Origin of the sequence: Cobetia sp. 5-25-4-2 (genome assembly GCF_013374075.1) — a bacterium.
Classification (GTDB): domain Bacteria; phylum Pseudomonadota; class Gammaproteobacteria; order Pseudomonadales; family Halomonadaceae; genus Cobetia; species Cobetia marina.
In genome coordinates, this window is the sequence record NZ_BLWK01000005.1 from 187,664 (window position 1) to 200,700 (window position 13,037).

Annotated in this window: 14 protein-coding genes; 13 read left to right on the top strand and 1 reads right to left on the bottom strand. The window is 63.4% G+C overall.

What is annotated here, in order from left to right:
• The first annotated feature begins 93 nt into the window (after positions 1-93).
• From fliF to fliR, 13 genes are all read left to right on the top strand, one after another.
• Positions 94-1,839 carry a flagellar basal-body MS-ring/collar protein FliF gene (gene fliF / locus HXS65_RS11900; RefSeq protein ID WP_176493940.1) on the top strand — a complete coding sequence of 582 codons (1,746 nt, stop codon included), beginning with the start codon at positions 94-96 and terminating at the stop codon, positions 1,837-1,839.
• Positions 1,832-2,830, top strand: coding sequence for a flagellar motor switch protein FliG (gene fliG, locus HXS65_RS11905; protein WP_176493941.1), 999 nt, complete (start codon positions 1,832-1,834; stop codon positions 2,828-2,830). Before fliF ends, fliG begins: the two co-directional genes overlap by 8 nt.
• Positions 2,823-3,722, top strand: coding sequence for a FliH/SctL family protein (locus tag HXS65_RS11910; RefSeq protein ID WP_176493942.1), 900 nt, complete (start codon positions 2,823-2,825; stop codon positions 3,720-3,722). Before fliG ends, HXS65_RS11910 begins: the two co-directional genes overlap by 8 nt.
• On the top strand, positions 3,719-5,077 hold the full coding sequence (fliI, locus tag HXS65_RS11915; RefSeq protein WP_077376276.1) for a flagellar protein export ATPase FliI: 1,359 nt from the start codon (positions 3,719-3,721) through the stop codon (positions 5,075-5,077). The genes HXS65_RS11910 and fliI overlap by 4 nt, the downstream gene beginning before the upstream one ends.
• Before the next feature lie 55 nt (positions 5,078-5,132).
• The gene (gene fliJ / locus HXS65_RS11920; RefSeq protein ID WP_176493943.1) at positions 5,133-5,582 is read left to right on the top strand and encodes a flagellar export protein FliJ; all 450 of its coding nucleotides are present in this window, start codon (positions 5,133-5,135) and stop codon (positions 5,580-5,582) included.
• A gap of 58 nt (positions 5,583-5,640) precedes the next feature.
• Positions 5,641-7,026 (top strand): flagellar hook-length control protein FliK, encoded by a 1,386-nt coding sequence (locus HXS65_RS11925; protein WP_176493944.1) that lies wholly within the window; start codon positions 5,641-5,643, stop codon positions 7,024-7,026.
• A 181-nt stretch (positions 7,027-7,207) separates the two neighbouring features.
• A complete protein-coding gene (locus HXS65_RS11930; RefSeq protein ID WP_077376268.1) occupies positions 7,208-7,696 on the top strand; it encodes a flagellar basal body-associated FliL family protein in 489 nt (162 codons plus the stop codon).
• Between the two features lie 6 nt (positions 7,697-7,702).
• Entirely contained in the window at positions 7,703-8,713 is a 1,011-nt protein-coding gene (gene fliM, locus HXS65_RS11935) for a flagellar motor switch protein FliM (protein WP_136937778.1), read from the top strand.
• Positions 8,706-9,197 carry a flagellar motor switch protein FliN gene (gene fliN, locus HXS65_RS11940; protein ID WP_136937777.1) on the top strand — a complete coding sequence of 164 codons (492 nt, stop codon included), beginning with the start codon at positions 8,706-8,708 and terminating at the stop codon, positions 9,195-9,197. The genes fliM and fliN overlap by 8 nt, the downstream gene beginning before the upstream one ends.
• Before the next feature lie 12 nt (positions 9,198-9,209).
• The gene (gene fliO, locus HXS65_RS11945) at positions 9,210-9,767 is read left to right on the top strand and encodes a flagellar biosynthetic protein FliO (RefSeq protein WP_176493945.1); all 558 of its coding nucleotides are present in this window, start codon (positions 9,210-9,212) and stop codon (positions 9,765-9,767) included.
• Between the two features lie 80 nt (positions 9,768-9,847).
• Entirely contained in the window at positions 9,848-10,546 is a 699-nt protein-coding gene (gene fliP, locus HXS65_RS11950) for a flagellar type III secretion system pore protein FliP (protein ID WP_136938393.1), read from the top strand.
• Between the two features lie 157 nt (positions 10,547-10,703).
• Entirely contained in the window at positions 10,704-10,973 is a 270-nt protein-coding gene (fliQ, locus tag HXS65_RS11955) for a flagellar biosynthesis protein FliQ (RefSeq protein WP_077376253.1), read from the top strand.
• Positions 10,974-10,986: 13 nt separating this feature from the next.
• Positions 10,987-11,778, top strand: coding sequence for a flagellar biosynthetic protein FliR (gene fliR / locus HXS65_RS11960; RefSeq protein ID WP_084208640.1), 792 nt, complete (start codon positions 10,987-10,989; stop codon positions 11,776-11,778).
• Position 11,779: 1 nt separating this feature from the next.
• Here fliR and flgL read toward each other — a convergent pair whose 3' ends face one another.
• Positions 11,780-13,033, bottom strand: coding sequence for a flagellar hook-associated protein FlgL (gene flgL, locus HXS65_RS11965; RefSeq protein WP_176493946.1), 1,254 nt, complete (start codon positions 13,031-13,033; stop codon positions 11,780-11,782).
• Positions 13,034-13,037 lie beyond the last annotated feature (4 nt).

The following is a 13,037-nucleotide window of genomic DNA, read 5'->3' on the forward strand; positions in this document are numbered from 1 at the left end:
CGACAAGAGGGTGACACAACTCTCCTGCCTGCAGGCACCACCGCTGCGACCCCAGACCACGGCGCCGTCATCTTGCGCTAACCGGACATCTGCATGAGTACACCCAGCCAGTCAGCGCCCCAGGGGGCCAGCAAGCCCTCGGCGGGCAACGGCAGCTACACCGTCAATGACCTCAAGACCCGTCTGGCATCACTGCCACGCCTGCCCTTGATCATGGCGGCGGCGTTCTGCGTGGCCGTCATCGTCGCGCTGCTGCTATGGGGTACCCAACCACAGTGGAGCGTGCTGTACCGCGATCTGCCTGCCGATGAAGGTGGCGAGATCGTCACGCAGCTCGAGCAGGCCGGCGTGCCCTATCGTCTCAGTGATCAGGGCGCGACCCTGGAAGTGCCGGCAGACCAGGTCTATCGCCTGCGCCTGTCCATGGCACAGCAAGGCCTTCCGAGTCAGGGCGGTACCGGATTTGAGCTGATGGACACCCAGGCCTTCGGCATCAGCCAGTTCACCGAGCACGTCAATTATCAGCGCGCCCTGTCGGGGGAGCTGTCACGCACCATCGCAAGTCTCGAACCCGTCGCCAGCGCGCGCGTGCATCTCGCCCTGCCCGAGGAATCCGTCTTCGTGCGTGAGCGCCGCCCTGCGACAGCCTCCGTGGTGGTCGAGTTGCATCGGGGTCAACAGCTCAAGGATCGCCAGATCCAGGCCATCCAGCATCTGGTGGCAGGCAGCGTGCAGGGCCTGGTGAGCGAGGACATCACCGTCGTGGACCAGAATGGCGAGCCGCTGTCGCGCCCGGCCGGCGATACGCTCAATCTCGATGGCAGCGCCCTGGAATATGCCCAGGCGCTGGAGCAACGCTACCAGTCGCGCATCAACGTATTGCTGACCCCGATTCTGGGACGCGACAACTTCCGTGCCGAAGTCAGCGCCCAGCTGGATTTCTCGCATTCCGAACAGACGGAAGAACACTACAGCCCCAATCAGACCCCCGGCACTGCCGCCGTGCGCAGTGCACAGCTCAACAATGCCGGCGCGGGTGACATGGCGATGATCGGCGGCATTCCCGGGGCACTGTCCAATACGCCACCGGGTACCGCCGCCTCGCCCATCAATGCCGCGGATGACACCGGGGATGAGGGTGACACTGCCGCCAGCCACGCAACCGATGAGGAAAGGGGTGGCAACTATCAGCACAGCTCGATCACCAACTACGAGCTGGACAAGGTCGTGCGTCATACCCGTGAGCGGCTGGGGCGACTGGACAAGCTGTCGGTGGCGGTGGTCGTCAATCACCGAGGCGTGACGGATGCCAACGGCAATGTCACCTCCCGCCCGCTGGATAGCGAAGCGCTTGAGCAGATCAAGGCATTGGTACGTCAGGCCATGGGCTACAGCGAGCAGCGCGGCGACAGCCTCAGCGTGATCAATGCACCCTTCGTGATGGCAGGCGGCGCCGACGAGAGGCCGGATGACATTGCCGAATGGTGGCAGAACCCTGAACTCCAGGCGCTGGCCATCGAACTTGGCCGCTACCTGATCATCCTGATCGTCGCCTGGGTTCTGTATCGCAAGCTGCTGCGGCCGCTGCTGCAACCTCAGCAGAGCAATTCCCAGGCAACTACAGAACATGACGAAGCCATGGTGGATCAGCTTATGGCCGACAGTCTTCAGAAAAGTGATATGAGCCCGCCGGGTATGGCGCCTTACCCTAGTGCACAGAACATATCGGAAAACGCTTCTGCTTATCATCATGACCTGAAGAAGGCACAGGATATGGCCCGCAAGGACCCTCGCCTGGTCGCCATGATTCTCAAGAACTGGATGAGTCACCATGAGTAAGTCTCTGAGCAGTCTGGAGCGCAGTGCTGCGCTACTGATGAGTCTGGATCAAGATACTGCAGCCGAGGTCTTCAAGTTCTTCTCGACTTCAGAGATCCAGAAACTGAGCACGACGATGACTCACTTGCCTCAGGTGTCACATCAGCAGATGTCCCAACTACTTGAGGATTTTCATGCTGATAGTCAGCAGTTCAGTGCAGTCAACATGCTATCTCGAGACCACATCCGCTCAGTACTGATCAAGGCACTGGGTCAGGATCGTGCCAGCACGCTATTCGAAGATATCTTCGCAAGTACAGGGCAGAGCAATGGTCTTGAAACGCTCAATCTGTTGGAGCCAGCACTGGCCGCCGAAATGATTGGCGACGAACATCCGCAGATCATTGCCACCATCATGATTCACCTTGAGCGTCATCAGGCCTCACAGATTCTCGAACAGTTCGAGGAGGCCTTGCGTCATGACATCCTGTTGAGGATTGCTACCCTCTCGGACATCCAGCCAGTAGCGATACAGGAATTGAACGAAGTATTGGCCAACCTGCTCGATGGCCAGGATCTGAAACGCAGCAAGACAGGTGGTATTCGGATCGCTGCCGAGATTCTCAATCTCATGCCCAGTCAGTACGAGGAAAGGGTGCTTGAAGCCATTCATCATCATGATGAAAGCCTCGCCAAGTTAGTCGTCAATGAAATCTTCGTTTTCGAGAACCTCTCCGACCTGGAAGATCGAGCCATTCAACTGTTGCTCAAGGAAGTGGACAACGACACCTTGGTAATAGCCTTGAAAGGGGCCAAGGAAGACGTGCTACAGAAATTCCTGCAGAACATGTCGCAGCGTGCCGCAGAGATGCTCAAGGACGACATGGAAGCGCGCGGCCCGGTGCGTGTCACCCAGGTCGAGGCAGAGCAGAAAGCTGTTCTGGATATCGTTCGCCGCCTGATGGACAGCGGCGAGATCGTGATCAATTCGAGTGGCGAGGCCTATGTCTGATCACCTCACCAGCAGCGCAGATGACGGCTGGCAGCCGCTGGAACTCGAGTCGCTGGACACGGCGCTGGAAGCGCGGCCAGACGCCACCGGCTCGCAACAGGCAAGCACGAGACAGACGGGGTCAGGCACTTCTCCGGATGCGGAGCTGCTCAGACGCATGACCCAACGGGCACGTGCCACGCTGGAAGCGCAGCGCCGCCAACTCGAACAGGCCGCCCATGAAGCAGGCTATGCCGCCGGTGAAGCGGCCGGCTATCAAGCCGGGCTGGAGCGCGCACGCCAGCAGGCGCAGGCGCAGGCCGAGCAGCAGGACAAGGCCGCTCGACAGGCGCTGGCCGAGCAGCTGGCTCAGATCACGCCGCTTGTCCATCACCTGCAACAGTCATTGACCTGCCTCGAGGAGCAGATCGGCGATGAGCTGGCGGCCCTCGCCGTCAGTGTCGGTCGGCATCTGGCCAGAGAGTCGTTCCGCGCGCACCCCGAGCATGTCGTCGAGAGCGTCCGCAGCCTGCTGGCCGCGGATCCACCGCTGCTCGGGCGCCCTCGCCTCTATCTGAATCCGGCGGATCTGCCGCGGGTCGAGCAGGCGATGGGCGCAGAACTTGCCCGCCTGGGCTGGCAATGTCTGCCGGATGCCAGCCTCAGCGTCGGAGGCTGTCGTGCCGAGGCGGACAGCGGCTGTCACGATGCCAGTCTGGAAAGCCGACTGGCACTGCTGTCACGCCAGCTGCGCCAGCGCGCGGCCCCCACGGATGACACCACGGCAGGTGCACGTATCCTGCACCTGGAGCCGTCGCTGCAGGAGCCCCCCGAGAACGCCTTCGCGCCATCACAGGCAGCGCCGGCGGCGTCATCGCTGTCGTCTGACACCCTCGGGCGTCTGCCCTCATGAGCGATTCTGCCTCTCAGCAATGGCGCAGCGCCATGCAGGCCATCCGTCAGCGCGTCGAGACGCTGGAACCCCAGCTCACCACCGGGCGACTGGTGCGTGCCACCGGCCTGGTACTCGAAGCCGTCGGCCTGCGGCTGCCAGTGGGTGCCAGCTGCCTGATCGAACTGGGGCCGGGCATGTCGCCGGCAGAGGCCGAGGTGGTGGGCTTCGCCGACCAGACCCTCTACCTGATGCCCATCGACCCGCTCAGTGGGGTGGCGCCGGGTGCCAAGGTCATTCCCCTGGGGCATGGCAATGTCGGCGAACGTCGCTATCCGGTCGGTGACGCCCTGCTGGGGCGTGTCGTGGATGGCGTCGGCCGACCGCTGGATGGATTGGGGCCGCTGGAAGACGTCAGTCATGCGCCCCTGGAGGGACAGCCGCTCAATCCCCTCGAACGCGCCCCCATCGACACGCCGCTGGACGTGGGGATTCGCGCCATCAATGCCCTGCTCAGCGTTGGCCGCGGGCAGCGTATGGGGCTGTTTGCCGGCTCAGGGGTCGGCAAGAGCGTACTGCTGGGGATGATGGCCCGCTTCACCAATGCCGATGTCATCGTGGTCGGTCTGATCGGTGAGCGTGGCCGCGAGGTGCAGGAATTCATCGAGCACACGCTCGGCGAAGAAGGCCTCAAGCGTGCGGTGGTGGTCGCGACCCCTGCTGACATGACCCCCCTGCATCGACTCAAGGGGGCCAGCTACGCGACACGCATCGCCGAATCCCTGCGCGATCAAGGCCGGGATGTGCTGCTGATCATGGATTCGCTGACCCGTTACGCCATGGCGCAGCGCGAGATTGCCCTGGCCATCGGTGAGCCACCGGCCACCAAGGGCTATCCCCCTTCCGTGTTCGCCAAGCTGCCGGCACTGGTGGAACGCACGGGCAACGGCCGGCGTGGCGGCGGGTCCATCACCGCCTTCTATACCGTGCTCACCGAAGGGGATGATCAGCAGGACCCGATCGCGGACAGTGCCCGCGCGATTCTCGATGGTCATATCGTGCTGTCGCGGCGCATTGCGGAGAGCGGGCATTACCCGGCCATCGATATCGAGGCCTCCATCAGCCGCGCGATGTCGGCGGTGGCGCCGGAGCGCCAGCTGACCAGAGCCCGCCGCTTCAAGCAGCTGTACTCGAGTTATCAGCGCAATCAGGACCTCATCGCCATCGGGGCCTACCAGCCGGGCAGCGACAAGACCCTGGACAACGCGGTGCGCCTGCATGAGCCCATGGGGCATTTCCTGCAACAGGCCACTTCACAACGCGCCAGCCTTGCCGATAGTACTGACATGCTGGAACAGCTGCTGGCCCAGCAGTGACGCGGCTGTGTCGCGTCAGCGCTGCGCCTTTCGCCATCACGAGGGAACGTCACGCATGACCCTATCCACTTCACGCTTTGACACCTTGACCCGGTTGAGCGAACGCCGCCGTGATGGTGCCGCACGCCTGCTGAATCAGCAGCGTCAGCGCCAGGACTCCGCCGCCAGCCAGCTGGCGACGCTGGAGCAGTATCGACTCGATTATCGCCAGCAGATGCAGCAGCGCCTGGCCCAGGGTCTGGACCCGGCCAGCTGGCAGAATTTCCAGACCTTCATCGCCTCGCTGGACAATGCCATTGCGCAGTGCCGCCAGCGTGTCGCGATGGAGACGTCGCAGACGACCGCCCGGCATCAACGTCTTGTCAGTGAGCAGCGCACCCATGCGGCTTGGCAGGGCTTGGCGGAACGCGCCGCCCTGGAGACCAGTCGCGAAGTTCGGACAAGCGAGCAACGTCGCAGTGACGAGATGGCCATGCAGGCCTGGCGGCGCCACGCCAGCCTCTGAGCGTAGTGAATGACGGCACGATCACTGCGCGTATTCCGGCGCATCAGGGAGAGCTTGCATGACCGATAGCCCCAGCATCCTGGCCACGACAGGGCCTTCCTCGTCGTCGATGGCCTTTTCAAACAGCCAGCCGCGCGATGCCCGAGTCAGTTCCCCCGGTCAGGACTTCGAGCAGCATCTGGCGCAGGCTCGCAGTGAGGAGAAGCGCAGTGCGGAGCAGGCTCAGGAAGCTCGCCTGCAATCCCGTCACCAGCGAGCGCAGGCGACGAACGACGAGTCAGCTCGAGCACTCGAGGATGATCGCGCCGCCAAGGCTGGCTCAAGTACTGATTCAAGCGCTGACGCCACGACTGACGAGACCTCTCGAGATCTTGCAGGTGCCACCGCCAGTCACGAGGCCGAGCCCCGCCATCCCTCCGATGACACCTCGGACCTCAATGGCGCGATACAGCACATGCAGGCCCTGCAGGAGATGACGAATCAGGCCCGATCATCCTCCGGCTCCGCCACGCCGGATGCGCTCGCGGGCGCCAACGGGCAGCAGGCCCAGGCGTCTCTTCCGCGCAGTGACTGGTTCACCTCACTGCGCAGCGGCAAGGTCGGTGACATCAAGAGCGAGGCAGGCAAGGCCGCGGGCACACCCACCACGTCTCCCCCGACAGACACGCCGCCCCTGTCGTCCCGCACATCAACCGACGCCGTGAGCCGTGCACTCACTTCGCTGACTCCCGCAAGCCTGACTCAGGGCGAGACGGGACCGTTCGCCGAGCTCCCCGGCGAGGGAGGTGTCGCGACGGGGTCGCCGAGCCATCAGGTCGCGCTATTTTCCGGCATGCTGGGCGATGTCAGCAGCGCCTCCGGTGGCCACTCACTGGCTGGCATGCCTCTCGCGGCCCCCGGCATGGCACCGCAAGGCATGCTGCAAGGCACTCTTCACGGCGTGTCCCCCAGTGTCGGCAGCCAGGCCTGGCAGCAGTCCCTGAGCGACCAGGTGGTGCGCATGCAACTGAGCCGAACGCCCCAGGCGGAGCTGACGCTCAACCCGGCGGATCTCGGCAGGCTCAGCATTCACCTGAGCCTTGGCGAGCAGACGACCAGCGCGCACTTCGTCGCCGCGCATCAGCAGGTGCGTGCCGCGGTGGAAGCGTCCCTGGCGGACCTGCGTCAGGCGCTGGATGCGCAGGGTCATGCCCTGTCAGAGGTCACCATCAGTGGCGAGGACGATTCCGCTGCTCAGTTCCACTGGGGCGATGACCAGCAAGGTGGGCGTGATGACGGCCATGGCGAGCACGCTCCCCTTTGGGCATCACGCACCGGAGGAGCCCCCTCATCAGACACTCACGACCGCCAGGCCTCCTCCCTTGAAGACCCGGCGCTTGCGAGCCGCCAATCCTCCGACCTGACGCTTGCCGCGCTCTCCTCTGGTCGCGAGTGGCAGGCATGATCTGCGGGATGAACTTGCGTGACGACATCGTGCGAGCAGAGGCCCCCGCGCCTGACCTGAGGCGCAGATGATACGACCATCACCCAAGTAAGCCCCCAAGCGTGGCCTTATTCCGCCCTTCGGCATGGTGCCCGTCGGGCATACTGGCGCCAGCCACCGACCCCGGAGACCTTGCATCACGATGTCATCGACCACCGCTTCACAGAATCCATCCCGCACCTGGCTGATGATCGGTCTGATCAGCATGGTGACGGCCGTGATTGCTGCCCTGGCAGTGGTCTATTTCGCCTTGCCGGTCTTCAGTGACCGCCAGGCGAGCGAGGCGGACGACACGCCGGACGTTGTGGTCGAAGCGCCCCCCGTCTTCCTGCCGCTGGCACCGTTCACCGTCAATCTGGAGAGCCCGCGAGGCAATCGACTGCTCTATATCGGGGTGACCTTCAAGCTGGCTGACGAGGACGCCTCACGCCTGGTGCAGTCACGCCTGCCTGAGCTCAAGAGCCGGATGCTGCTGTTGCTGTCAGGCCAGAACCCACAAGAGCTGACCAGCCAGTCCGGCAAGCTGGCGCTCCAGACCACGCTGCGTGACGAGCTGTCTCGTCCCTACAGTGAAGGGGGCCAGCCACTGGCCATCACCGGCGTGCTCTACAACGACTTCATCGTGCAGTAATCCTCCATGGCTCAAGACGACCTGCTATCCCAGGATGAAATCGACGCGCTGCTCTCCGGTGTCAATGGAGAGCACGGCTCGGAGGCTGCCAAGGCCCCCGAGAAGGAGCGTATCCGCCCTTTTGACCCCGCACGCCAGCACCGCGTGATCCGGGACCGTCTGCATGCGCTGGACATCATCAATTCACGCTTCAGCCGCCAGTTCCGCATGGGACTGTTCAATCTGATTCGGCGCGGAGCCGACATCACGCCAGGGCCGGTGCAGTTTCTCAGCTACAACGAGTTCTCGCGCAACGTGCCGGTGCCCACCAACATCAATCTGTTCACCATGAAGCCCCTGCGCGGCACCTCGATGCTGGTCTTCCCACCCAGTCTCGTCTTCATGGTGGTCGACAGCCTGTTCGGTGGTGATGGCCGCTTCGTGACCAAGTCCGAAGGCCGTGAATTCACCCGCACGGAACAACGTGTCATCCAGCGCCTGATGAGATTGGCCCTCACTGCCTATCAGGACGCCTGGTCGGGAGTGTTTCCGGCAGAGCTTGAGTACCTGCGCAGCGAGATGCAGGTCAAGTTCGCCAATATCACCAGCTCCCCCAACGAGATCGTGGTCTGCACCGGCTTCCATCTCGAGGTGGGCAATCACAGCAGTGACTTCCAGATCTGCCTGCCCTACTCGATGATCGAACCCCATCGTGAGCTGCTATCCAGCCCGCTGCAGGAAACGACCGCCGAGGGCGACAGCCAGTGGAGCGAGCGACTGCGGCAGGAAGTCCGCGCCACCGATGTCGAGCTGCATGCCGATTTCTGCTCGCTGGAAACGACGCTCGGGGCACTGGCGGAACTGGCGGTTGGTGACGTCCTGCCCATCGAACGCCCGGGCACCGTCAATGCCTACGTCAATGGCGTGCCAGTCCTGGAAGCCGGTTTTGGCAGCGCCAACGGGCATCGTGCCCTGCGCGTGAGCCGCATCATCAATCACCCGATCAATTCCGCATACGAGGACACCGGCGATGAGTGAGCCCAATTCGCCCGAAGAGCACACGTCACCCGAATCCCCGGGAGATGCCGGATCGTCAGCCTCGGGCCAATCCCCCGATGATCCCTGGGCGGAAGCGATGACTGAACAGATGGGAGAGGAATGGGCCCAGGCCATGGAAGAGCAGGCGCCGAACGCCAGCGCCGCGCCAGGCTCAAGCGACATCTTCCAGCCGCTGGATGGCTCTGGAGGTGAGACGAGGCCGCGTGAGCTGGACATGATCATGGATATCCCGGTCAAGATGACCGTGGAGCTCGGACGCACCCGCTTGACCATCAAGCAGCTGCTGGAGCTTTCCCAGGGCTCGGTGATCGAGCTGGATGGCCTGGCCGGTGAGCCGATGGACATCCTGATCAATGGCTATCTGATCGCCCAGGGCGAGGTCGTCGTGGTCGAGGACAAGTACGGTATCCGCATCACGGAAATCATCACTCCCAATGAGCGGGTACAGAAGCTCAACCGCTGAGGCTGTCTCTGCATGTCTGCCACTGCTCCCATATCCGCCGCGCTCTCGGAGTCTGATCTCGCCGAGACGACCACTGCCGCCACCGACGCCCCCCCTGCGGGTGACATCCTCGCGGGTGGCACTACCGCTGCACACACCACGCAGACGCTGGCCCCTACCGAGCCCGGCTTCCGGCATGACCCACAGGAAACGCCGCTCGGGGCGGCGAGTCTTGCCACCACGGGACTTGCGCTGTCAGGGGTGATCGCGCTGATCCTGCTGCTGGCCTGGCTGGTCAAGCGTCTGGGAGCCGGGGCCGATGTTCACGGCACACGCGTACCGCTCCGCGCCCTGGCACGCCTGCCACTGGGCCACAAGCAGAGTCTGGTAGTGGTCGAGGTGGGGCATCAGCGCCTGATGCTGGGGGTGGGGCCGCAGGGCGTCAGCCATCTGGGGGATCTCGACGAGCAGGCACTGCCCGAGAACCTCGACTGCCAGGCCGGCGGCGAGTCTGGGTCTGATACCGCACGCAAGCAGGGCTTCGCGGCGCTGTTGCAGTCACGTCTGACGAACAAGGCGGTCGAGCGATGACCGCGACATGCCACATCCCCCGACCAGCCGGCCGCGGGACGGCGACGCTCATCAAGGCGGGGCTTGCGATCCTGCTGGCCATGACCAGTCTGCCGACCCACGCCGATGTCCTGACGGGGCTGACCAGCCAGCCATTGCCCAACGGTGGCGAGCAGTGGTCGCTCAATGTCCAGACATTGATCCTGTTGAGCGGGCTGGCGATGTTGCCGGCGGCACTGCTGATGATGAGCGCCTTCACTCGCATCATCATCGTGCTGGGGCTGCTGCGCACGGCCATCGGTACCCAGTCGGCTCCCCCCAATCAGATTCTGGTCGGCATCGCGCTGTTTCTGACCTTCTTCATCATGTCGCCCGTCATCGAGCGCATCCATGACGAGGCCTGGCAGCCTTACGACAGCCAGCAGATCGGCCTTCAGGAAGCCATCGAACGCGGCGGCGTGCCGCTGCGGGAGTTCATGCTCGGCCAGGTGCGTGAGCCTGACATCGCGCTGTTCGCGCGCCTGGCAGAACTCGATGAGATACAGGGGCCACAGGAGGTGCCTTGGCGTGTCCTGTTGCCGGCCTTCGTGACCAGCGAACTGAAGACGGCCTTCCAGATCGGCTTCACGCTGTTCGTGCCCTTCCTGATCATCGACCTGGTGGTGGCCAGCGTCCTGATGGCGCTGGGGATGATGATGGTACCGCCTGCCACCATCTCGCTGCCCTTCAAGCTGATGCTGTTCGTGCTGGTCGATGGCTGGCAGCTGTTGCTGGGGTCACTGGCCGACAGTTTCTACTGAGCTCTCGACGGAAGGTTCCATCGATGTCGCGAGTGAGCTGGCTGGCCCGGCCCTCCCGCTGGCCAGCAGCACCGGCCCTCTGTGTCTGATCTTCTTTACATTTTCATCTTCGACTCATCTCCGTCTTTTCTCCGCCTCATCGCCCATGGAGTCGCGCATGACACCTGACGTCATCACCAGTCTGGCCTCACATGCCATGTACATCACGCTACTGGTGGCAAGCCCGCTGCTGGCCAGCGCGCTGGTGATCGGGCTCGTGGTCAGCCTGTTCCAGGCCGCCACGCAGATCAACGAGATGACACTGTCCTTCATCCCCAAGATTCTCGGCGTCTTCGCGGTGCTGGTCGCGGCGGGCCCCTGGCTTCTGGAGACGCTGCTCGACTTCACGCGCAGCGTCTTCACGGGCTTTCCGCAGTTGATCGGCTAGGCTGGGAGCGCGCATGAACGGGTTGGACCCGAATCAGCTCCAGGCGATGATCGTCAGTGTCATGTGGCCGTTCGCGCGCCTGTCAGGCTTCATGCTGATCGCGCCGATCTTCGGGCACCGGAGTCTGCCGACCCCGGTGCGACTGCTGATGGCGTTCGGCCTGGCCGTGATCATCGCGCCATTGATCGACAGCCCACCGGCACCGGACATGCTGGGGCTGGTGGCCGTGTGGCAACTGGCACTGCAGATGGCGGTCGGCATGGCACTGGGTCTGGTGATGCGCATCACCTTCGCCATCGTCGAGGCGGCGGGGGAATTCATCGGTCTGCAGATGGGGCTGGCCTTCGCCAGCTTCTTCTCCGAGGACACCGGCACCAACACCCAGGTGCTGTCACGTCTGCTGGGCATGCTCGCGATGCTGCTGTTTCTGGCCTTCAACGGCCATCTGCTGGTGCTGGAAATTCTGGTGGGACATTTCCATGACATCCCGCTGGATCTCGCTAGGCTGGGGTCACCGGGACTGGAAAACCTGCTGCTCTGGAGCGCCAGCCTGTTCAGCGCAGGCCTGCTGCTGGCATTGCCACTGGTGGCATCGCTGCTGGCCATCAATCTGGCCATGGGCGTACTGAACCGCTCGGCGCCGCAGCTATCCGTCTTCTCCATCGGCTTTCCGCTCACCCTGCTGCTGGGCATCGCCATGCTGTGGCTGATGATGCCCGGCATGACGGATTGGCTGTCGCTGCTGTTCCGTCAGGCGTTGAGCGCCCTGCAGGCCGTGCATGCAGGGCTGGGAAGCGGTCTGTGAATCAGCGCAGATAATCGAACAGCGACATCGAGGAGATCTCGGAAAAGGCCTGCTGGGAGGCCTGCAGCCCGACCTGAGCCAGTGAATAATCAGAGATCGCGGCATTGTAATCCAGGTCGATCAGGTCAGAGCGTGTGGCGGCATAATTGATTTCGCGGTCATCACCGATGAGATCGAGAGCGTCCAGTTCATTGAGCTTGGTGCCGACATCGGCGCGTACGGTCAGCACGTTGTCGAGACTGTTGCGGAACTGGCGACTGGCGCTCGCGATGGCATTGTCGAACGCGGCTTGATCCTCGTCGGTCTCGATGGGCGTCGCCAGTGCCGTGATGAGGCTGTCCAGATTGGCGAAGACCTCGGCGCTGGCCTCTCCCTCCTCGACCACCAGCTGCGTTGCCTTGCCGGACGCCTGAGCCTCAAGCACCTGTTGCTCATCACCGGACAGCGTCATCGACAGGCCATTGAACGCAAGCGTCATGCCATCGCGGAACGCCACCGGTGATGCCAGCGGGTCGCCATCACCATCCAGCATCGTGACATCCGCGCCGTCGGCATCGGTGATCGTGACGCCAGTCGCATCGATGTCGATGGTGTAGGAAGCGCCATCGACACGCGCGCTTGAATCGATCAGCTCCGGCCCCTTGAAGGTGATCGGCAATGACGACTCGCGGCTGCTGGTCTGGATCGCCAACGACTGGCTGCCGGATGCCACGCCAGCGAAGATCTGGCTGCCGGTGTGATTGACCTCCATCAGGCGCGAGCTGTCGACGCGCTGCTGGCGCTGCTGGTCATCTCCGCGATAGGTGCCGTCCTCAGCGAAGGGCGCCGTATCCCCCTGCAGGCCACCGAACAGATAGTTGCCATTGCCATCGGTGCTGTTGGCCAGCCCCAGCAGCACGTCACGGCTGCCTTCGATCTCGGTGGCCAGCGCGTCGCGATCGCTGTCACTGAAAGTGCCATTGCCTGCCTGGACGATCAGGCTCTGGACATGCGTGATGGTATCGGTGACCTGATTGAGCGTACTTTCCTCGAGGGACAAGGTGTTGCGCGCCGTGGTCCGACTGTCCGCGAACTGCTCATTGACGGCCTGTGCCTGCGAGATCGTCACTGCCTGACTGGCGGCACTGGGGTCATCCGAGGGATTGACCACGCGCTTGCCGCTGGCGAGCTGATCGGACACCTTCGAGAACGCGGCCTGCTGCTCCAGCATCGAATTGACGCCCTGGGCATAGAGGGTTTGGGTACTGATGCGCATCACG